Origin of the sequence: Mucilaginibacter sp. OAE612, from assembly GCF_041806395.1 — a bacterium.
Classification (GTDB): Bacteria; Bacteroidota; Bacteroidia; order Sphingobacteriales; family Sphingobacteriaceae; genus Mucilaginibacter; species Mucilaginibacter rubeus.
Map to the genome: position 1 here is coordinate 6490436 of NZ_JBGMUW010000001.1, position 21736 is coordinate 6512171.

General features: G+C 43.3%; 19 protein-coding genes, 2 tRNA genes and 1 riboswitch. Of the genes, 7 read left to right on the forward strand and 14 right to left on the reverse strand.

The genetic code is table 11. The features are described 5' to 3' along the window. Positions 1 to 24: 24 nt before the first annotated feature. The 6 genes from ABID99_RS27275 to murQ form a co-directional block, all read right to left on the reverse strand. The gene (locus tag ABID99_RS27275; RefSeq protein WP_090533691.1) at positions 25 to 582 is read right to left on the reverse strand and encodes a hypothetical protein; all 558 of its coding nucleotides are present in this window, start codon (positions 580 to 582) and stop codon (positions 25 to 27) included. A gap of 209 nt (positions 583 to 791) precedes the next feature. Further along, positions 792 to 1748, reverse strand: a complete 957-nt coding sequence (locus tag ABID99_RS27280) for a methylenetetrahydrofolate reductase (protein ID WP_091173421.1) — start codon at positions 1746 to 1748, stop codon at positions 792 to 794. A gap of 226 nt (positions 1749 to 1974) precedes the next feature. After that, positions 1975 to 5679 carry a methionine synthase gene (gene metH, locus ABID99_RS27285; protein WP_373615738.1) on the reverse strand — a complete coding sequence of 1235 codons (3705 nt, stop codon included), beginning with the start codon at positions 5677 to 5679 and terminating at the stop codon, positions 1975 to 1977. A gap of 204 nt (positions 5680 to 5883) precedes the next feature. Continuing rightward, positions 5884 to 5993, reverse strand: a riboswitch (SAM riboswitch). Positions 5994 to 6126: 133 nt separating this feature from the next. Continuing rightward, positions 6127 to 6858, reverse strand: a complete 732-nt coding sequence (locus ABID99_RS27290; protein WP_176626581.1) for a Bax inhibitor-1/YccA family protein — start codon at positions 6856 to 6858, stop codon at positions 6127 to 6129. A 169-nt stretch (positions 6859 to 7027) separates the two neighbouring features. Next, complete coding sequence (locus tag ABID99_RS27295) at positions 7028 to 7594, reverse strand: hypothetical protein (protein WP_176626583.1); 567 nt, start codon at positions 7592 to 7594, stop codon at positions 7028 to 7030. 102 nt (positions 7595 to 7696) lie between these two features. Next, positions 7697 to 8506, reverse strand: a complete 810-nt coding sequence (gene murQ / locus ABID99_RS27300) for an N-acetylmuramic acid 6-phosphate etherase (protein WP_354485449.1) — start codon at positions 8504 to 8506, stop codon at positions 7697 to 7699. Between the two features lie 108 nt (positions 8507 to 8614). On the opposite strand from murQ, the gene ABID99_RS27305 reads away from it, so the two are divergent. After that, entirely contained in the window at positions 8615 to 10201 is a 1587-nt protein-coding gene (locus ABID99_RS27305) for a S41 family peptidase (RefSeq protein WP_373615739.1), read from the forward strand. A gap of 102 nt (positions 10202 to 10303) precedes the next feature. Here ABID99_RS27305 and ABID99_RS27310 read toward each other — a convergent pair whose 3' ends face one another. The 4 genes from ABID99_RS27310 to era form a co-directional block, all read right to left on the reverse strand. Beyond that, entirely contained in the window at positions 10304 to 11215 is a 912-nt protein-coding gene (locus ABID99_RS27310; protein WP_373615740.1) for an NAD(P)/FAD-dependent oxidoreductase, read from the reverse strand. Between the two features lie 134 nt (positions 11216 to 11349). Continuing rightward, positions 11350 to 12021: a hypothetical protein gene (locus ABID99_RS27315; RefSeq protein WP_373615741.1), complete on the reverse strand. Its 672-nt coding sequence runs from the start codon at positions 12019 to 12021 to the stop codon at positions 11350 to 11352. Between the two features lie 231 nt (positions 12022 to 12252). After that, a complete protein-coding gene (der, locus tag ABID99_RS27320) occupies positions 12253 to 13554 on the reverse strand; it encodes a ribosome biogenesis GTPase Der (protein ID WP_373615742.1) in 1302 nt (433 codons plus the stop codon). A gap of 161 nt (positions 13555 to 13715) precedes the next feature. Beyond that, entirely contained in the window at positions 13716 to 14591 is an 876-nt protein-coding gene (era, locus tag ABID99_RS27325; RefSeq protein WP_090533711.1) for a GTPase Era, read from the reverse strand. A 149-nt stretch (positions 14592 to 14740) separates the two neighbouring features. On the opposite strand from era, the gene ABID99_RS27330 reads away from it, so the two are divergent. Beyond that, positions 14741 to 14813, forward strand: a tRNA-Met gene (locus tag ABID99_RS27330). Between the two features lie 271 nt (positions 14814 to 15084). Further along, positions 15085 to 15474 carry a hypothetical protein gene (locus ABID99_RS27335; protein WP_373615744.1) on the forward strand — a complete coding sequence of 130 codons (390 nt, stop codon included), beginning with the start codon at positions 15085 to 15087 and terminating at the stop codon, positions 15472 to 15474. Positions 15475 to 15504: 30 nt separating this feature from the next. Here ABID99_RS27335 and ABID99_RS27340 read toward each other — a convergent pair whose 3' ends face one another. Next, complete coding sequence (locus tag ABID99_RS27340; protein ID WP_373615745.1) at positions 15505 to 15777, reverse strand: hypothetical protein; 273 nt, start codon at positions 15775 to 15777, stop codon at positions 15505 to 15507. A gap of 298 nt (positions 15778 to 16075) precedes the next feature. Between ABID99_RS27340 and ABID99_RS27345 the strand changes: the two genes are divergently transcribed. After that, positions 16076 to 16666, forward strand: coding sequence for a C40 family peptidase (locus ABID99_RS27345; protein ID WP_373615746.1), 591 nt, complete (start codon positions 16076 to 16078; stop codon positions 16664 to 16666). 189 nt (positions 16667 to 16855) lie between these two features. Here the strand turns inward: ABID99_RS27345 and ABID99_RS27350 are convergent, their stop codons facing one another. Both ABID99_RS27350 and ABID99_RS27355 read right to left on the reverse strand, forming a co-directional pair. Then, positions 16856 to 17269: a hypothetical protein gene (locus tag ABID99_RS27350; RefSeq protein WP_090533718.1), complete on the reverse strand. Its 414-nt coding sequence runs from the start codon at positions 17267 to 17269 to the stop codon at positions 16856 to 16858. Next, a complete protein-coding gene (locus tag ABID99_RS27355) occupies positions 17266 to 17823 on the reverse strand; it encodes an RNA polymerase sigma factor (RefSeq protein WP_090533720.1) in 558 nt (185 codons plus the stop codon). The genes ABID99_RS27350 and ABID99_RS27355 overlap by 4 nt, the downstream gene beginning before the upstream one ends. Positions 17824 to 17946: 123 nt before the next feature. Between ABID99_RS27355 and ABID99_RS27360 the strand changes: the two genes are divergently transcribed. Both ABID99_RS27360 and ABID99_RS27365 read left to right on the forward strand, forming a co-directional pair. Next, positions 17947 to 18279, forward strand: coding sequence for a DUF6249 domain-containing protein (locus ABID99_RS27360; protein ID WP_090533723.1), 333 nt, complete (start codon positions 17947 to 17949; stop codon positions 18277 to 18279). A 129-nt stretch (positions 18280 to 18408) separates the two neighbouring features. Further along, entirely contained in the window at positions 18409 to 20832 is a 2424-nt protein-coding gene (locus ABID99_RS27365) for an outer membrane beta-barrel protein (RefSeq protein ID WP_373615747.1), read from the forward strand. A 168-nt stretch (positions 20833 to 21000) separates the two neighbouring features. On the opposite strand, the gene ABID99_RS27370 is transcribed toward ABID99_RS27365, so the two are convergent. Then, entirely contained in the window at positions 21001 to 21414 is a 414-nt protein-coding gene (locus ABID99_RS27370) for a nuclear transport factor 2 family protein (RefSeq protein WP_112656261.1), read from the reverse strand. Between the two features lie 220 nt (positions 21415 to 21634). Between ABID99_RS27370 and ABID99_RS27375 the strand changes: the two genes are divergently transcribed. Next, a tRNA-Met gene (locus tag ABID99_RS27375) sits at positions 21635 to 21707 on the forward strand. Positions 21708 to 21736: the final 29 nt, after the last annotated feature.

The following is a 21736-nucleotide window of genomic DNA, read 5'->3' on the forward strand; positions in this document are numbered from 1 at the left end:
GTCGGCGCCCTCTCATTTTAACCGTTAAAATAATCTCAGGATGTACGAGGCCTCGTACAAAAGGAACACGATCACCAATGCCGCGTGAAAGTTGCGGTTCTCTACTTTAATGGCTATCATACATAATATAAAATGACTGATATTGCGGATTGGGTACTCGATGTTATAGTGATGTACATAGCTTGGCCCCTTTATTTCGGTATCTATGATATCAAGCAGATAGCTGGCCCCCAAAATGCTGAAGATCCATTTCCGGCGTGAGTAAAAGTAGTCTTTGTAGTCCTGATAGTCTTTTAAATCATCAGGATAGAGCAATGCACAGACGCTGTAATAAGTAACAATGTAGATAATGATGAAAAAGTACTCGGCAAAAAGCCAGTGCTTTATTTCGTGCAGGCTAATCTCCCACCACCAAAAGTGCAGCAGCAATATAAACACGTAAAGCGCCCACAGGTTATGCACCCAATAAGGTTTATCCCGGCCGGGGTGCTGAATTTGCTTGGCCGCCCCTTTAAGCAGGTGGGTAATGCTAAGCCCCAATGTAATGCTGATAACAGCCTTGATGTGACTAAAGGTATCCATAGGCAGTTTATTACTAAAATAAAAATAGCGTTTTATTTTTAGTAATACTGCTTTTATAAATATCAGTTACCCAATCATTCTCGTCATTGCGAGGTACGAAGCAATCCCCAATATACAGAGTAGCGATACAAGTTCGCCCTGTACAGTCGGGGGTTGCTTCGTGCCTCGCAATGACGCTTTGAGAAGGTTGTGTGCGACCTTAACGGCGATTAAAATATCGCTTCAGCAATACGTTTAGTAGGCCCGGCGTTGCTCATGGTATAAAAATGCAGCACTGGCGCGCCAAAGGCAATCAACTCTTTACATTGATTGATCATCCATTCAATACCTACTTCTTTAACATCCTTTTCGGTGGCGCAGGCATGGATGGCATCACTCAAATCTTCCGGGATATCAATATGGAATGTCTTTGACAGCGTAACCAATTGTTTTGATGATGTGATCGGTTTCAGCCCCGGAATAATAGGCACATTGATACCATTGGCCCGGCAGCCGTTTACAAACTCCTTGTATTTACCAATATCAAAAAACATCTGGGTTACAATGAACTGTGCACCCATTTCTACCTTTTGCTTCAGGTATTTAAAGTCGGTTTTAAGGTTCGGGGCTTCAAAATGCTTTTCGGGATAACCGGCTACGCCAATACAAAAGTTTGTTTTGGCTGTATTGCCATGGTCCTCATGCAAATAAATACCGTTGTTAAGGTTTACTACCTGCTGCAGCAAATCGGTAGCATAACAATGGCCATTAGGCGTAGGTACAAATGATGAATCGCCAAGGCGCGCATCGCCACGCAATACCAGTACGTTTTCGATACCTAAAAACTCTAATTCTATAAGGGCGTTCTCGGTTTCGTCTTTGGTAAAGCCGCCACAAAGCAGGTGGGGCACGGTATCAACCTTATACCTGTTCATGATAGCCGCGCAGATGGCAATAGTGCCCGGGCGTTTGCGGTACGATAATTTTTCGAGCAGGCCACTTGGGTGCTGCTTGTAAATAAAGTCCTCGCGCAGGGTAGTAACATCAATAAACGGAGGTTTAAACTCCATCAGCGGATCAATAGCATTATAAATGCCCTGGATGCTCTGCCCCTTTAAAGGCGGGATCAGTTCAAAAGAAAAAAGTGTTTTGCCGTTGGCGTTTGCTATATGTTCAGGTATTTTCATTTGACCCCTAACCCCCTAAAGGGGGAATTTTTATTTAAGTTTTATAATTACAATTCAAGTTCCCCTCTCGAGAGGGGGCGCGGTGGATTTGTGTGTTGGCAGGGGTGTGTTATGCGGCGTTTATTATCGCTTTGTTAACACACCCTCCACCCCTCTCAAGAGGGGAACCGCACAAGCCCTCGCTTTGTCGTTTCTTTCCTTACTCCCCCTTTAGGGGGCAGGGGGGCTAATAATTAATATTCGGCCCTAGCCATCTTTCCACATCCTCCAATGGCATTTGTTTACGGATAGCATAATCCTCAACCTGATCCTTACTGATTTTACCCAAGCCGAAATATCTTGCCTGCGGATGTGCGAAGTAGAAACCGCTTACCGATGCGGCCGGCAGCATGGCCAGGCTTTCGGTTAGGTGCATGTTTGCGTTGTCTTCTGCTTTTAGTAATTCAAACAAGGTGGTTTTTTCGGTATGGTCCGGGCAGGCCGGATAACCCGGTGCCGGACGGATGCCCTGGTATTCTTCCTTAATAAGGTCGGCATTGCTTAGCTGTTCGCCTTTGGCATAGCCCCAGTATTCCTTACGTACCAACTCGTGCATTTTTTCGGCGAAGGCTTCGGCAAGGCGGTCGGCAAGGGCTTTGGCCATGATGCTGTTATAGTCGTCATGATCGGCCTCAAACTCAGCAACCAATTCATCACAACCTAAACCGGTTGTTACCGCAAAGCCGCCGAAATAATCGGGCACACCGCTTTCTTTTGGCGCGATAAAATCTGACAAGGCATAATACGGATCATTCTTCACCTTTTCGGCCTGCTGGCGTAAGGTATGGATGTGATTTAAAACTGTTGTGCGACTTTCATCGGTATATAATTCAATATCATCACCTACAGCGTTGGCAGGCCAGAAACCTATCACGCCTTTCGCAGTGAACAGTTTCTCGTCAACAATACGTTTCATCAATACCTGCGCATCGTTAAATAGTTTTTTGGCTTCAACGCCTACAAACTTATCATCAAAGATCTTCGGATAGCTGCCGCGAAGTTCCCAGGTATGGAAAAATGGCGTCCAGTCGATATAAGGCAGCAACTCTTCCAGCGGGAAATTCTCAAATACTTTGGTGCCTGTAAATGCGGGTTTCGGCGCCACATCGCCATCCAGGCTAATCTGGAATTTACCAGCACGGGCTTCTTCGATAGTTACAAAACGCTTGTCCGATTTTTTGTTGGCATGTGCCTCACGGGCTTTGGCATATTCATCCTTAATGCCCTGGATATAGGCATCCCGGTTGTCCTTGCTCATTAGATTGCTGCAAACGGTAACGCTGCGCGAAGCGTCCAAAACGTGAATGGCAGCCCCGGAGTATTGCGGCGCCACTTTTACGGCTGCGTGAATGCGCGACGTTGTAGCACCACCAATGATTAGCGGGATGGTAAATCCTTCGCGCTCCATTTCTTTGGCAAAATGCACCATTTCATCAAGCGATGGGGTGATCAATCCGCTTAAGCCAATGATATCAACGTTTTGCTTTTTAGCCTCTTCAATAATGCGTTGCGCGGGCACCATCACCCCAAGGTCAATCACCTCAAAGTTGTTACAAGCCAGCACCACGCCAACTATATTTTTGCCGATATCATGTACATCGCCTTTTACGGTGGCCATTAACACCTTGCCGGCGTTGGCGCGCTGATCAGCATTTACGTTGTTCTTTTTTTCTTCCTCAATAAAAGGCAGCAGGTAAGCCACCGCCTTTTTCATTACACGGGCTGATTTTACCACTTGTGGTAAAAACATCTTGCCGGCACCGAACAAGTCGCCTACGATGTTCATACCATCCATCAACGGACCTTCAATAACCTCAAGTGGTTTGCTGTAGGCCTGGCGGGCTTCCTCCACATCGTCGTCAAGGTATTCAACAATGCCTTTTACCAGCGAGTGGGAGAGGCGCTCCTGAACGGTGCCTTTGCGCCATTCTTCGTCGCGTACAACTTCTTTTCCTTTGCTTTTGATGGTGTCGGCAAATTCCACCAGGCGCTCGGTAGCATCCGGGCGGCGGTTAAGGAGTACATCTTCTACAAGTTCCAAAAGGTTTTTCGGAATCTCCTCGTAAACCTCCAGCATGCCGGCGTTTACAATCCCCATATCCATACCGGCTTTAATGGCATGGTACAGGAATGCCGAGTGCATGGCCTCGCGCACGGTATTATTACCCCTGAACGAGAACGAAATGTTACTTACACCGCCGCTCACTTTAGCGTGCGGCAGGTTTTGCTTGATCCAGCGGGTGGCCTCAATAAAATCTACCGCGTAGTTATTATGTTCTTCCAGGCCGGTAGCAACTGTTAGGATGTTCGGATCGAAAATGATATCCTGCGGCGGAAAACCTACTTCGTTCACCAGGATCTCATATGATCGTTTGCAGATCTCGATACGACGTTCCAATGAATCAGCCTGACCGGTTTCGTCAAAGGCCATTACTACGGTGGCAGCACCATAGCTTAAGATTTTCCGGGCCTGTTCCTTAAATTTTTCTTCGCCCTCTTTAAGGGAGATAGAGTTCACGATACCTTTTCCCTGTACGCATTTTAAACCAGCCTCAATCACCGTCCATTTGGATGAGTCGATCATAATAGGCAGTTTGGCTATATCCGGTTCAGAAGCAACCAGGTTCAGGAATTTTACCATCACAGCCTCCGAATCAATCATGCCCTCATCCATGTTAATATCGATAACCTGTGCGCCGCCTTCAACTTGCTGCAGGGCAACAGATAAAGCAGCCTCATAATCTTCGGCAAGGATCAATTTGGAAAACTTTGGTGAACCGGTGATATTGGTACGCTCACCCACATTAACAAAAATGCTTTCGGGTTTAATGGTGACCGCTTCCAGGCCGCTCAGGCGCATATCCGGCTCAATTTGAGGGATAGGGCGGGGCGGATATTTGGCAGCCTTATCGGCAATGCACTTAATATGCTCGGGTGTGGTACCGCAGCAGCCACCAACAATATTAACCAGGCCGGCTTTGATAAAATCATCAACCTGGTGAGCGGTTTCATGCGGAGTTTCGTCGTACTGGCCAAACTCGTTGGGTAAGCCGGCGTTTGGATAGGCCGAAATAAATACGCCTGCTTTTTCAGAAAGTTCGGCAAGGTGTGGGCGCATTTCCCGGGCACCCAAAGCGCAGTTTAGGCCTACCGATAGCAGGTTGGCATGGCTTATCGAGTTCCAGAAAGCTTCGACAGTTTGCCCGGAAAGGGTACGGCCTGAAGCATCGGTAATAGTACCTGAGATCATGATACCGCCCGAATCCCTGAAAGCAGGAAAATCCTTACCTGCAGCTTTACATTCCAGCTCATAACGTTTTATGGCGAAGAGGGCTGCTTTTGCATTCAGTGTATCAAAGATAGTTTCAACCAACAACAGGTGCGATCCTCCGTCAACCAAACCGCGTACCTGGTCATAATAGGCCTCGGCCAGGTCATCAAAGGTAACGGCGCGATATCCGGGGTCGTTAACGTCTGGCGATAAGGAAGCAGTACGGTTGGTTGGGCCGATGGCACCGGCAACAAAACGCGGCTTTGCAGGGTTGCGCCGGGTATATTCGTCGGCTACCTCGCGGGCAATGCGTGCACCTTCGTAGCTTAGTTCATAGGCCAGTTCTTCCAGGTGATAATCGGCAAGGGAAATTACCTGTGTGCTGAAAGTGTTAGTTTCAATGATATCCGCACCGGCATCAAGATATTCGGCATGGATGGCTTTGATAATATCAGGGCGCGTGATATTGAGCAGGTCGTTATTGCCCTGCAGGTCGCTATGATGATCGCGAAAACGCTCGCCACGAAAATCCTTCTCGGTAAGCTGGTACCTTTGAATCATGGTACCCATTGCTCCGTCAATCACCAGGATGCGTTTCTGTAATTCTTTTCTAATGTCCATTTTTTGAGATGTGAGATATGAGATTTGAGACGTGAGATTTTAGCGGAGAGAACCTTGCTAAAACATCATGTCTTTCACCTCATATATCTGATAAAAAGACATTAAACAGGCGATTGAAAGAGCCGAAGCTATCTCAAATCTCACGTCTAATATCTCAAATCTAAATACAGCTTATCTCGAAAAGTCGGGTGTTGTTATGACTTTCGCTTATCTGTCCGGGCGCGTAATTGCTGCCTGGTAGAATGTAGCACCTTGTGAAGCACAGGTTGCTAAGACATCGCAGGGTCTAATCCCTCCGTCTTTCTCCATAAGCAGTGCAAAGTTGCGCAATAAAGTTATCATTTGCAAGTGTATAACATACGCTAAATATCATGCCTAAGCCACATTGTTAAACAAAAAAAGCCGCCTTTTGCGGAGGCAGCTTTATGATTGAATTTCTTAATGAGATTATCTTCTTCTGCCGAATAAACGGAGGAGCATAAAAAACAGGTTGATCAGTGTGATGTACAATGTTAGCGCACCCATCAGGGCCAGCTTTTTCGAGCTTGCATCACCGTATTCAATACCTGCTCCAATGCGTTTTAACATTTGCATATAGTAGGCAGTTAAACCAGTAAATACAGCTATGCCTATGTAGCTGATGATGTAACTCATTTGTTCGCTGTGCATAAAGAAGTTAGCTAATGAAGCTACAAAGATCCCAATGAACAGGATGTACATGATTGAACCAAACTTTGTTAAATCCATCTGGGTAGTATAACCGGCAATGCCCATAATACCGAAAGTTACTGATGCGGTAATGAAAACACCCAATATTGATGCAGATGTGTAGATCAGAAATATCAAACTTAAGCTGATGCCAATAAGCGTTGCATAGGCTACGAAAAGCAGCACCAATACCGGATAAGAGATTCGGTTATAGCCAAATTGCATTACCAATGAAAACGCCAGTGGCGAAAACAGCGCAAAATAGCCAAAACCTGTAAGACCGCCTGTTGGTGCAACGATCAGACTGATCAGGCCCATATTCAAAAATAGATAAACTGTTATCGCTGATACGCCAAGTGCAACGAACATCCAGCTGAAAACGCCGGCCATAAACCTGCGTGAAGCAACTTCTGATTGATCCCTAACTTCGATTACATTATCGAAGTTGTATTTAGATTCTTTAAATTCCATTTTGTGTTAAAAATTATAGTACGAATATATAAATAAAAGGTGAATACAGCATGAAGAAGCAAGACTGCAAGAATCAAGAGTCAAGAAACAGGAAAGTTTTCCGAAATGTCTTGTCTCTTGATTCTTGCAGTCTTGATTTCTGTTCTTCCTGCTTCTTGACTCTGTACCCCTAATTCAATCTCCTCATCAACTGCTCTTCAACCTTTTTGAAAACCTGTATGGGTTTCAGGGTACGCCAGCCAAGGCTATCGAGTTCGCCGCCAAAATTGATGTAATAGTCGATATTGCTGTGTTTAAATTCGTCTATCACGTGTTCGCGGAAGTTGATGCCTGCTATCCAGCCGTCTTCCACGTCCTGGAACCACTCTTCGTAATAGCAATCATCGCTTGAATGAAAGTTGAGTACGTTTTCGCCGATCAGGATAAAATGGCTGATGCCATTATCTATCATCAGGTCGAGCAGCTCACGCTTCAGCAGCATAATGTCGTTGTTTATGGCGTCATTCCATTCACCTATCAGCTCAATAATAGTGTAGCCTTTATCATAATCGGCAAAAAGCACTTTTAAATAAAGGGTATTGGAGCCGAATGAGTCCCATTGCGGGTGCAGCAGGTAATTGTATACCTGCTTGTCAAATTCAAACTCGCTGTATTCTGTCGCGTAGAAAGGCGAAAACTCATCTTCTGATGCCACGTAATCGTCTCTCCAGCGGTAATATGGTTCAATATCGTGCATGTTTTTGATTTCAAATTGTCTGAACCCGAATTTTTTGAATTTGAGAATTTATCGAATACAAGCATCTTCAAATTTCCAAATCAACACATCTTCAAATTCAGTTTATTTTTTTAAATAATGATCAACAGCGCTTCGTACGCTGCCGTATTGTTTCAGTAACCCGGCTGCTTCTTCTTCGTTCAGCCCGGTTTCGTCCATTACCATGCGGGTGCCCCTGTTCACCAATTTGTGGTTGCTCAATTGCATATCAACCATCCTGTTCCCTTTTACGCGGCCAAGCTGGATCATTACGCTTGTGCTCAGCATATTTAAAACTAATTTTTGCGCCGTGCCTGCTTTCATGCGGGTTGACCCTGTTAAAAACTCAGGGCCTGTTACTACTTCAACCGGGTACTGTGCCACAGCCGCTACCGGACTGCCGCTGTTACAAACAATACAGCCGGTAACTAAATTATGCTCATTAGCTGTTTTTAAGCCGCCGATCACATACGGTGTAGTGCCCGAAGCGGCTATGCCAATAACCACGTCTTTATCATTAATGTCGAAAGCTTCCAGATCTTTCCAGGCCTGTACAGCATCGTCTTCAGCAAATTCTACCGCTTTGCGGATCGCGCCATCGCCGCCTGCTATCAAGCCCACCACCATATCAAACGGAACGCCGAATGTTGGCGGGCATTCCGAAGCATCAACCACGCCTAAACGGCCACTGGTACCGGCGCCTATGTAAAATAAACGTCCGCCGTTTTTCATCCTTTCTGCGGTGATAGTTGCCAGGGCTTCTATCTGTGGCAATGCCTTTTCCACAGCCAGCGGAACCGTTTTATCCTCGTTATTAATGTTTTCTAAAATTTCCCTTACGGTCTGTTTTTCGAGGTTTTTATAGTGCGATTCCCTTTCGGTGGTGGTTTCCATAGCCTATTTTCAAATAATTTATAACAAAATTCGGTAAAAATCATCAAATGCAAGGGTGCGGGTAAAAATTATTGACCCTGCAATTATTAACTTTGTGTGTAATAAGTTATGAAGAGGACCGCGGGTGTAATTTTCCGGACAATAATCCTGCTGCTGGTAGGGGTGATGATAGGCCAGGTGCTTAACAAGGATTTTGCCGCGCATAACCTTGGCTTCTCCTTTGTGAGCAATAGTAAAATAGCAAAGGTGTTGCAACTGGTTGACCGCAACTATGTTGACAGCGTTAATATCGATAGTATTGAAGGCGTGTCGGTAAATAACCTGCTTCAAAACCTTGATCCGCATTCGCTTTATTTACCGCAGCAGCAGGCGCAATCCATCAATGAACGGTTAGACGGTGGTTTTAACGGTATCGGTATCGAATACCAGTTACTTCGTGATACACTGATCATTACGCAGGTTTATGCCGGCGGTCCGGCCGAAAAAGCGGGCTTACTGGTGGGCAGTAAGGTGATCAATGTCGACGATAAAAAGTTTTCGGGCAGCAAGCTAACAGCCACCCGTATAAATAGTGTTTTCAGGGGCGAAAAGGATGCTGAAATAAAACTGAGTGTTGTGCCTCCGCTGAACAAAGATTTAAAAATACTTACGGTTAAACGGGGGCATGTTGACCTGAGCAGTGTTGATGCTGCCTATATGGCCGATGCTAACACCGGCTATATCAAGATCAGCAAGTTTTCGGCCACTACCGACCTCGATTTCAGAAAGGCTTTAACGGCGCTAAAAGTTGACGGTATGAATAAATTGCTGCTCGACCTGAGAGGCAATGGCGGTGGGTACCTTAATGCTGCTACTTCATTAGCCGATGAGTTTTTAACTGATGGAAAGTTGATAGTTTATACCAAAGGTATTCACGAGCCCCGTACTGATTACTTTGCCACCGATTCGGGCATGTTTCAGAAAGGGAAACTTACCGTGCTTATTGATGAATATTCGGCCTCGGCCAGTGAGATTTTAGCAGGGGCCCTGCAGGACCTTGACAGGGCTACTATTGTTGGTCGGCGATCATTTGGTAAAGGTTTGGTACAGCAGCAGTTTGCTTTTGACGATGGTTCAGCAGTTAATTTAACAGTGGCCAGGTACTATACCCCTTCGGGCCGCTCTATCCAGAAATCATACAAAAACGGGGTTGACAGTTATCGCAATGAACTTGCCCAGCGCATGCAAAAAGGTGAACTTTTTTCAGAACAAAGCAACCTTAACGATAGTGTTTTTAAAGGCACCCCATCATTCCATACTTCAAGCGGGCGTAAAGTTTTTAGCGGCGGAGGCATTATGCCCGATGTTTTTGTACCGGCGGATACCAGCAAATTCACCCCGCTTATCCAGGACCTGAGCCAGCAGCAATTATTTACCGCTTACGTTGTTGACCGCCAGCAGCAATTGCTTAAAAAATACCCGACTGAAGCTGAGTTTTTAACTCAATATGCTGTTAGTAATGACGAGGTCGATAAATTTATACTGTATGCCTCGCAAACCATTAAAGAAATGGATTCGCACGAAGTACAGATCTCCAGGGAGCCGATAAAAACAATCCTGAAAGCCCAGGCGGCCCGCTTTAAATGGGGTGATAACGCCTACTTTAAAGTGATCAACACCGATGATGTAACCTTTAAAAAAGGGTTGGAGCAGTAAGGATCCGAACCCTGATTCTCTTGATTTGAGGATTTCATGACTATGAAAAAGACTTACGAAGTTTTCAAAACTTCGTAAGTCTGCACTGCAATTGAATTGATGCTACTTTCCCGGCAGGAAAACCTCATTAATCAATTCCAAATTTGCCATAACGCCTGCCATGCCGCCGCTGTTAACCGCGTTGGCTATGGAGCGAATGCCCGAAGCACTGTCACCGGCGGCGTAAACGCCGGGTACCGTTGTTTTTTGCTGTGCATCAACCTGGATATGGCCCTGATCGGTAAATGAGCAGCCTAATTGTAATGCAATATCGCTGTGTTGCACAAATGGGAGCCTCGCATATAATGCTTTAAGTTTTATTTCGGAGCCATTTTGCAAATGGATGGTAGTTATCTGGCCGTCATGATGATCAAACGCTGCTATTTCCCCCTCAATAATTTGTATATTATTATAACTGATAATGGATTGCTGACCTTCGGTTAAAGTTGATTTTCCGTTAGTGAACAGAATGAGATCTTTTGTCCAGTTTGAAATAAGTTTAGCCAGCTCAAAAGCCATTTCGCCATTAGCAAATATACCTGTAGGCTGATACCCGTATTCATAACCATGACAATAGGGACAATGAATAATCGATATTCCCCAGCATTCGGCGAAGCCGGGAATATCGGGCATTTGGTCTTTAATACCGGCAGCAAGGATAATCTTCTTTGCGCTGAATGTTTCGCCGGATATTGTACTAACCTCAAAACCGTTAGCTATTGGTGTACATTGAGCTGCCTCACTATGGAGCAGCGTGATAGTTGGGTATTTTAGAGTTTGTTCACGGGCAATAGTCAAAATCTCGTGCGGAGTTTGACCATCGCGGGTAAAAAAGTTGTGCGAATGTGGCGTTTGGCGGTTGCAGGGCATGCCGCTATCAATAATTAACACTTTACGCATGGCACGGCCCAAAGCCATGCCTGCAGATAAACCGGCGCTGCTACCGCCGATAATGATCACATCAAAATCCTTCATATGATATTGCGATTAATTATGGATAAAGGTAAATGACAAAAACACAAAATGCAACCATGTTGCATTTTGTGTTTTTGAACTGACAAAGTAGAATCGCCGGCTGGATAAAAAAATGCCAATAGGGCGCCGGTATTTTATTTTTTATTGGTTTTGTTCAGTGTTAATAATCCGTTGAAATAGGATAATAGTTTTCGGTTATCATCCTGAATGTAGGCCACCGGATAATCGTAATTCATAAAAGTAACCTTCCATACTTTGGCAAAATGCGGCTGATCAGGCGTGTCCGGCGTTAGGTTATAATATCCGAACTCCGCATTAAGGCATGATGATTCATTAACATGGTTATCAATGGTATAGCCATCTTTTTTAAAAGCATCAATAAAAATTTTACGTATTTGGGGCAACGGGGCCGTTGCCTTAGTATTCAGGCTAAGTGTGCCATAGCGCCGGCCAATGGTAGTTGAAAAAACCTCGTTCCTAAAATGATAGCCTATTCCCGAATTAAAGATGGGCAAACCTTTGCTTTCTTCATAAGCTATAACATGCTGGTAGATATTAAGCGGGCCATTATTGCTTATGCTATCATTTAAAATTACTCTGTATATCACCAGGCCGTTAACCGGGATGTTGTTTTTTTGCAGGAGCTTAATGGCCGCTGCCAGCTCAACTTTATTGCTGTCGCTATAATCACGTTTAACGCGACTGATGCAGCCATTATCTTCTTCGCCGGCAGATGATAGCTCACCTTTTTTGCATGCCGTAAAAGCAGCCAGTACTATTAGTACTAAACAGTAAAACTTTTTCATGAAGTGTAAAGTATTGAGGTTTAGTAGTATTACGCAGAGGGAGATGGAAATGTAACAACCAGGGGGTAAAAAACGTCATTGCGAGGAACGAAGCAATCTCGGACTAAGCAGGGCGTACCTTCAAATAGGAGATTGCTTCGTTCCCCGCAATGACGCGGTGGTGAAACTTTGTAAGTCTGGATTTGATAGATCAAATTCAAGGTAATCCTCAAATCCTAAAAATCAAGGTTCTTACTTCTGCCTGAACCAAACCTGTATCGGCGCGCCCGAAAAATCAAAATTTTCGCGGAGTTTATTTTCGATAAAGCGGTAGTAAGGTTCTTTAACGTATTGCGGCAGGTTACAGAAAAACGCAAACATTGGCGAAGTGCCGGCAATTTGGGTAATGTATTTTATTTTAACGTATTTACCTTTTATTGATGGCGGAGGATAGTTTTCGATGATAGGCAGCATCACCTCGTTCAGTTTGGAAGTCGGGATTTTACGTGCGCGGTTTTGGTAAACCTGGTTGGCTACGTCTAACACCTTTAGTACCCTTTGCTTTTCGGTAACAGAAGTAAATACAATAGGCACATCGCTAAAGGGAGCAATTTTATCGCGGATCTGCTCTTCAAATACTTTGACGGTTTTATTGTTCTTCTCAATCAAATCCCATTTGTTTACCACAATCATCACGCCTTTTTTGTTCTTTTCGGCCAGGTGGAAGATATTGATGTCCTGCGATTCAAAGCCTTCAACAGCATCAATCATCAGGATAATTACATCGGCTTCTTCCAGCGCTTTGATGGTGCGCATTACCGAGTAAAACTCAATGTTTTCTTTAACCTTGGTTTTTTTACGCATCCCGGCAGTATCTATCAGCATAAAATCATGACCATACTGGTTATAATGGATATGGATAGAGTCGCGGGTGGTACCGGCAATAGGGGTAACAATGTTACGGTCCTTACCGATAAGTGCGTTAATGATAGATGATTTACCCACATTAGGGCGACCGACAATGGCATATTTAGGGCGGGTGTTTTCTTCAAGTACTTCGTCTTCAAAGTGTTTTACCACTTCGTCGAGCAGTTCGCCGGTACCTGAGCCGGTCATTGATGAAATGCTGTAGATTTCGCCAAGGCCGAAACTGTAAAACACCATGGCATCGGCAACCTGGTTGTTATTATCCAGCTTATTCACTACCACAAAAACAGGTTTATTGCTTTTGCGCAGGCGGTTGGCAATCTCATCGTCCAGATCAGTAATACCAGTTGTAACATCAACAACAAAAAGGATCACTGAAGCTTCTTCAATGGCAATATCAACCTGCTCGCGAATGGCGGTTTCAAAAACATCGTCGGAATTGGCTACATAGCCGCCTGTATCAATAACGGTAAAATTGTGGTTAAGCCACTCGGCAACGCCGTAATGCCTGTCGCGCGTGACACCGCTAAAGTCATCAACAATGGCCTTGCGGCTTTCGGTTAAACGGTTATATAATGTTGATTTGCCTACGTTGGGCCTGCCCACAATGGCTACTATGTTACTCATGCTTTTTTATTAAGAGTCAGGATGCAAGAAATCAAGATTCAGGAATACAAATCTATCTAACTTAACAAATGCTTCTACGAAATTTTTAATTTTTATTAATGATAGATCAAGATGTTGGATTATCCTGCATCTTGATTCTAAAAGTCTTGATTCTGTTCTTTCTATTCGTACCCGAATTGTTTGAGGTAATTCTTTTTGGTACGCCAGTCGGGGATCACTTTTACAAACATTTCCAAGAAAACCTTTTGCTGAAAAAAGTCTTCCATGGCGCGGCGGGCATAGGTGCCGGTAATTTTTAACATTTCGCCGCCCTTGCCTATGATGATGTTCTTTTGCGATTCGCGTTCCACAATAATCTCGGCGCTGATGCGGTAAAGCTTTTCGCCCTCAATAAAGGCGGTTACAATAACCTCGGTGCTGTACGGAATTTCTTTCTTGTATTGCTTAAACACCTGTTCGCGGATCATTTCTGAAGCGAAGAAGCGGTCGTTACGGTCAGTTAACGCATCTTTTTCGTAATAAGCGGCATGCTCCGGCAGGTTTTCGATCACGAAATCCATAATGGCCTTGATGTTGTGGCCATGCAGTGCCGATATGGCGAAGATGGCTTTAGGGTTTAATTTTTCCTGCCAAAATTCAACTTTCTTTTTTACGGTTTCTTCATCGCTTTGGTCAATTTTGTTGATGAGTACGGCAAGAGGCGCTGATGAACGCTCCAATTTTTTAAGAACGTCTGCTTCATCATATTCCTCATAAATGTCGGTAACCAGCAAAATAAGGTCGGCATCAACAATAGAGCCGTCAACCTGGTGCATCATGCTTTCGTGCAGGGCGTAGTGCGGTTTGATAACACCAGGGGTGTCCGAAAACACGATCTGGTAGTTTTCGTCATTCACAATACCCAAAATGCGGTGGCGTGTGGTCTGCGCTTTAGGGGTGATGATGGACATTTTTTCGCCCACCAGCGCGTTCATAAGGGTTGATTTCCCTGCGTTGGGTTTACCTATTATACTTACAAAACCTGCCTGATGAGCCATAAAAAAATAATTAAAAATATATTTGGACTGCAAAGAAACGAATTATATCTTTGCAGTCCAATTAAAACGGAGTGCAAATTTGCATTTTGATAATTGGAAGCACCTTTCCGGGGTTATGGCCGGATCTCAAATATATAGCACAAATATAGTGCGGGATGGAGCAGTTGGTAGCTCGTCGGGCTCATAACCCGAAGGTCGTAGGTTCGAGTCCTGCTCCCGCTACGAAGAAAATGAAAAGCCTTGAATCGAAAGATTTGAGGCTTTTTGTTTGAAAAACAAGTTTACGCGCTGACCTGCCTTTTTTCAAGGGTTGTTAATAATTTTACCACAGATTATCTTATTTAACGATTAATTTAGGAGATAAAAGGATTCTGGTTGCGTTAATTACAATCCCTGTTTAACGAAAAACTCTCCGGTTAATTTTAAACGACCAATTGATATTGACGGGGAATTTGGAATAGAAAATTGCACTCAGTTTTTATAATTTTAAGGCATGAAAAAAAATGTGGTTTTGATATTTATAATATTTCTTTCTCAATCTATTTGGGCGCAGTCTTATAAATCACCGGCCATCACAACAGCATTCGCAGATTCCTTAAAGAATCAGATCACCAAAATTATTCCGAAAGGCTATACAATCAGGCTTTCATACCGAAGCGAAGTTTCAACTGAGGGAAAACTATTGAAACCATTGATAACAAGGCAATTTTCGGAGGAATCATTTGACAACAATGCTATAATCCAAAAATTGAGGTCCTTAATAAAGGAAGCACCCGCATGGAATCCAGCCAGGGATGCATCAAATAATGCCATTCCTTCTATGGCGTTATTTGATGTAGAGATAAATAAAGGCAATATATCTATAATTAATAAGACCCAATAATTTTGGAATGTATCCCTTGAGCAATAGCATTCATTTCCAAAATTCGTCACCGGGTTGGCCATTGCCGCCTTTATTGGCCGGAAACCCATTTTTGCCATTGCAATAATTATTGCAGTTATTCCGCCGGCAGCAAATAGTAGTCACGCTAATGTTGATGCGATAAACATAAGATTGCAGCCATTGATGCATTTTTTTGAACAAATAAACGATGATGGCGGCAGTGGCACCAAGCACTTTTGTGATGCTGACCTCTTTTATCATTTGTACGGTCATGAACGAGGCTACGCCATATAATCTAAACAAGTAACGGAATACCGGTTTTAAAATGTTGTCGTTTTTGGGCTTTAGTTAAGGGCTTTACTGCTCAATTAGCATACAGGCGAGTTGAACTTAGTCCCACGGGGATTGTAAATAATGTTTTTATTAATTGTTATTTTAACACCCATTTTGCTTTTTTTGATGAAGCAAATGAAATAATAGTATCAGATTCAATCATCTTTTTTTTACATCTTGATTACTATCCGTGGAAATTTTTACTTATCATTACAACATGCATGTTGTAATTGGTTCCAAACTCCTCCTTGTAGCTTGTTTATCACTTATGAAGCCGGTGAAGCCTGCCGTACTTCACGCATCAAAAAAACATAAAGCAAATAAAACGGTAAAATTGCATAGCCATGCGAGGTTGAGGCATCATTATGCCGAAGTTGAGGCCAATTATGAAACTGGCGAAACCACACCCGACGAGCTGGTTGAATTTGCCCAAACCCTGAAAGGCGTTAGGTATCGGTATGGTTCAAGCAACCCGGAAAAAGGTTTTGATTGCTCAGGTTTTGTTAATTATGTTTTTACTCATTTCGGCATCTCTATCCCCCGCAGCTCATCGGATTTTACACCGGTTAAGGGCATTGATATTAAGGAGGCCAAATTTGGCGACTTGATTTTGTTTACCGGAACCCGCAGTCACAATTACCGCAGCGCAGGCCACATTGGTATTGTGATATCACAACCTGGTGAACCATTGGTGTTTATCCATTCTACATCGGGTGATGAAAATGGCGTTACTGAAACCGCCATGAACGAACGTTACCAACGCAGGTATATTAAAACCATCCGTGTGTTTAAGGAAGAGTCTCAACCACAGGAAGAGGACGAAGATGCTGTTCCTGATACGTTAGAAGAAGCCCGTTAATCTTAATGTAGAGACGCATCACATGCGTCTCCCGTTTGCAGGTTGCAAAACATGTAAGCCCGCTCTGCGCATTGTGAGATGTGTAACCCCTGTTGTGTTTTATTTAATTGATTATCAGTTACTTGATAGTTTGTTTCTGGATTTGTGTTAACCCTCATCCGCAATGATGATCTCTACGTTTCCCAGTTCTTAATAACTCCTGTTTACCAATCTCTGATCAATAAAAAGATAGCCCACAAATCCTGCAACCAGTGTTAATAACAGCCATTTAAAGCTGATAATTGCATTTAAAAACATATCACCGCTTTCTGGGCTCATTATCGATAGCAACCCATAGGCCAAGGCCAAACCCGCTGCAAATATCCCAAGCGCCAACAAGTTAAAGCGCAGATCGTTTTTACGGTTGATTTGCTCCTGCAGTTTTCTCCTAACGTTAGCGGCAAAACTCATAGGCAGGCCTTCTTTTGGCTCGGTACCCAGTGCGGTAAATAAGTTTTGATAAGCGAGCAGGTCGTTCTTATCTTCTTCCGAAAGTGTTTTGTTATCCGGAACCAAGCCGCTGTTCAATAGTTCCTGTAATTCGTCGTCATCCAGCTCTTTCATATATTTTCTTTCTTAAGGTCTTTTTCAATTTTCTCTTTCAATAATTTCCGCGCCCTGAAAAGATGGCTTTTCACTGTTCCTTCCGGGATGCCCGTGATCTCTTCGATCTCAGCACATGAAAACTCATTTAGGTGGTATAGCGTTAACACTGTTTTATATTGATGCGGCATTTGCTCAATAAGCAGGTTAACATAAGCTGCGGTATTTTTTTTTATCAGTTCCTGTTCGGGGTTTTCATCTGTAAAATGATAATTATCAATATTTTCTGGATATTCGGCAGGGGGATTGTTCTTGTTCTTTTTTAAATAGTTTACAGCGGTTAAGTAGGCTATACGTGCTATCCAGGTTGATAGTTTCGACTGAAACTCAAACCGGTGCAGGTTTTGGTGAATCTTAATGAAAACTTCCTGGCATATATCCTCCTTGTTTTGCTGGTCTTGCACCAGCCGGTTTATCACAAAGAAAACCAGCTTTTCGTACTGCTTTACCAGCAGTTCAAAAGCCCGGAGATCTTTATTTAATATTCTGGATACAACCTCGTGTTCATTAAACATATTACAGTAGTCAATATATAAGGTTTAGCGGTTGCAAAAAAGAATAAAAAATATTTTAAAATAATTGCAACCTGCACAAGCCATCTGCTGACTACTGTAGCAAATACTTAAACAAACAAGATCATGAAACAGTTAATGCCATTCATCGTAATCATCATATTCTTTATACTGATTGCCATATTCATACTTGCCCTTTATAATTACATGCTGAAAAAACGCATTATTAAATCGGGGCCGCTGGATGAGAACAGCGTGAAATTTCTGGCCCAGTTAAACTCAGGCAACGAAGCCTTAAAATGGGGGCTCATCCTCCTTTGCGCCGGTATAGGTTTTATAGTAATGCAATTCATTCCCTACAGTGCCGAAGATTCGCCCGTTCCTTACGGCGTTGAAATGATCTTTATCTCAGCCGGCTTTCTAATCTATTACCTGCTGCTTCGCCGCCGTAAGAATTAAATAATCAGCCTGATTTATTGTACTAAGCGGGCGGTTTAGCCGCCTGTACCATCAAATTTTAAAGAGAGAAATTTCTCTCCGGGAATCCTTTGCCTAAAAAATCAACCAAAATCTAACACCCTCACAAATATGAAAACTAAACAAATAGCAATACGGTTAATCATGATGATAGCTGTGTTAATCATTTATAACCTCAATAGCTATAGCCAAACCCCGGTGCAGGTAAAAGGGGATATTGCTGATTCGGTAACTAAAGCACCTTTGTCATTGATAACCGTACGGCTAAAGAATGCTGCCAATGAAACCATTATGGTTGCTGTTACTAAAGACGATGGCTCCTTCAGTTTTGCTTCGGTACAACCGTCAAGCTATTCGCTGTCGATTAACGCTATTGGCCATAGCTCAAAAACAATACCCCTCGATCTTACACATCAGCAGCAAACACTGGTGCTAAAACCGGTTTATTTGAGGGATGTAATGACTAACCTGAAAGAGGTTGCCATAACCGCCGAAAGACCGATTATCAGGCAAAAGGCCGACAGAATAATTTACGACCTGAAGGCGGATCCTGAAAGTAAGGGAAATAATGTACTACGTATGATGAGGAAAATTCCTTACCTGTCATTAGATGGGGATGATAATTTACTGCTCAAAGGAAATGCAAGCTTTAAAGTGCTTATTAACGGTAAACCCTCCGGCAGCTTGGAAAGCAACCTTAAAGCCGTTTTAAAAAGCATCCCGGCATCAACCATTGAGCGGATTGAGGTGATCACCATACCGCCATCAAAATATGATGCCGAAGGCTTGGCGGGCATCATTAACATCATCACCAGCAAAAAAGTCAACGATGGTATCAATGGTTCTGTAAATATCAATGAAAGCTTGCCTACAGGTGGCCCCGGCATCGGAGGTTCTGTTACGGCTAAAAAAGGCAAATTTGGTGTTTCTGCTTTTGGCGGTGGCAGCATCAACAATTCGCCGCAAACCTATAATACCAACAAACGTGTTGATACTGCCGGTACAACTCTGGCGCAAACCGGTTATCAACGTTCAAATAATAAAACCGCTTATTTCGGCACCGAATTAAGCCTGCAGATAGATACACTGAATTTGTTAACCGCCCAGTTCAATTATAACGGCAGCCGCGCAACCGATCATAACGGGCAGTCGTCCCTGCTGACCGGCGATAGTAAGCCTGAGCAATACCGTTTTCAAAACAATAATAAAGCCGCCAGCCATGGCATTGATGCCGGGATCAATTATGAATTGGGCTTTAAGGGAGTTAAAAACAGGCTGCTTACATTTTCATATATGTACAGCGGCAACACAAATAACAAAAATGGCGACGTTCAATTTTTTGACCGGGTAAATTTCCCAGGCCCCAATTTTCAACAAAGCGATAAACAAAAATTTAAAGAACACACTGTACAGGTTGATTTTGTTACCCCGGTAAATAAAATGACCATTGATGCCGGTGTTAAAGCTATATTCAGGAATAACAGCAGCGATTTTAGCTATAGCTCATTAAATGAAACAACCGGTTTATATGAGCATGACGTAGCGCAGTCAAACGCGTTTACCAATACTCAAAATGTGTTTAGCGCTTATAACTCCTATCAACTGGCTTTAAACAGTTGGAACATCAATGCCGGTGTGCGGGTTGAGGAAACCGTGATCCGTGCCAATTTCATGAGTACAGCATCTGTGGCCGATCAAAATTATTTTAACGTTGTTCCTTCTGTTTCGGTAAGTAAAAGATTTAAAGACGAAAGCAGTATCAACTTCGGTTTTTCGCAAAGGATCAGGAGACCAGGCATCAATAGGCTTAACCCTTACGTTGACCGCTCAAACCCCAATTATGAAATTACCGGTAACCCAAACCTGAGACCTGTTTTATTGAACGATATCCAGCTTGGGTATGGCAGCAATAAAAAATTATCAATAAACATCGGGCTCGACTATTCGTTCATGAACAACCTCGATTTGCAGGTTGTTAATTTTGACCGGGCTACCCAGGTTACACAAGTTACCTATGCTAATACCGGCAAGGCCAGCAGTGCAGGCGTTAATTTTAACCTTAGTTATCCTGTAACTAAAATTTACAATGTAAGCCTCAATGGTAACATGATGTACTTATGGCTGCAAGGCCAGGCCGGTGGAAAAGTAGTGAACAATAACCTGCTGATGTATGGGGCCACGCTATCAAACGTAGTACGCCTGAACCATGGCTGGGCCCTGAATGCCGATTTGGGTATAAATAGCCGCAACTCTACAGGTTTACAGGGGTACACCAACGGCTTTTTTTACAGCGCGTTCAATTTCAACAAGGATATTGTAAAAAATAAGTTCAGTATCTCTGGGGGGATCAAAAATCCGTTTACCAAATACCGCAACAGTGTAAGCAAAACATTTGGCCCGCAGTTTAATCAAACCTACCAAAGCACGAATTATTACAGGTCGTTCAGCATCAGCCTAAACTACAATTTTGGAGGCTTAAAAGACAGGATCAATAAAAACAAAACGGGGATTGAAAATAATGATGTGGCTAATTGATGATAGCGTACCTGATTATTGCAAAGGCCTCAACAATTTTAGTTAAGGCCTTTGTACGCTGATCGAAGCATTTTTGAGGCAATGAATCTAAGAAAAACAGGTTTGGACAACCAAGGAAGATATGGTTAATTGTAATTTTTAAAAAAGGGCCCAGGCTCGTAAGTAGCTTTAAGCTAAGTGTGCCAGCCCGTCAGGAAACATTCCTTTGGCCACTACAACCATATCAAGCGCTTCGCGGATCAGTTTGATCTTACCATTTTCGGCAACCACGCGCCCCATGTAGGTTTGCGGATAAACCCGACCTGTCGAATTGACTATAGCGTTCACATCATATTCGCCAAAGGCCTGATCAGGTGTATCAATATGGATCCTGATGTTTTGAAATTTAAAATTGCCGAATGTTTTGGGTAAGTTTTTAAGGAAATTATATATTACGTCCCGGCCTTTCCATTGCCAGGGTAAACCTAAACTTGCAAGGTAGGGAAGCTCGAACACTGCGTCGTCGGCAAAAAGTTCAATAGCTGTATCGGGGTTATTGACATGCTCAAGATAGCTGAGCAATAATTCTTTAGCGGTTTTCATTTCTTTGAAATTTTATGATCCTGTCCGTTCATCGGTCGGGGTATCACAAAGGTGCAAAGTACCCAAACGCCACACATTGACTTATAGTAAGAAAGAAATTGACTTATGTCAACGAAATTAATAAGTTAGGTGATAGCATGTTAAGTAACTATTAACAGTATACTACCATTTATGACAAACGGATGTGATAACTTATTGTACATTTGCACTATCAAAACAGTGCGGGATGGAGCAGTTGGTAGCTCGTCGGGCTCATAACCCGAAGGTCATAGGTTCGAGTCCTGTTCCCGCTACCTCAGAAAAAAGTCAAAAGCCTCGAGTC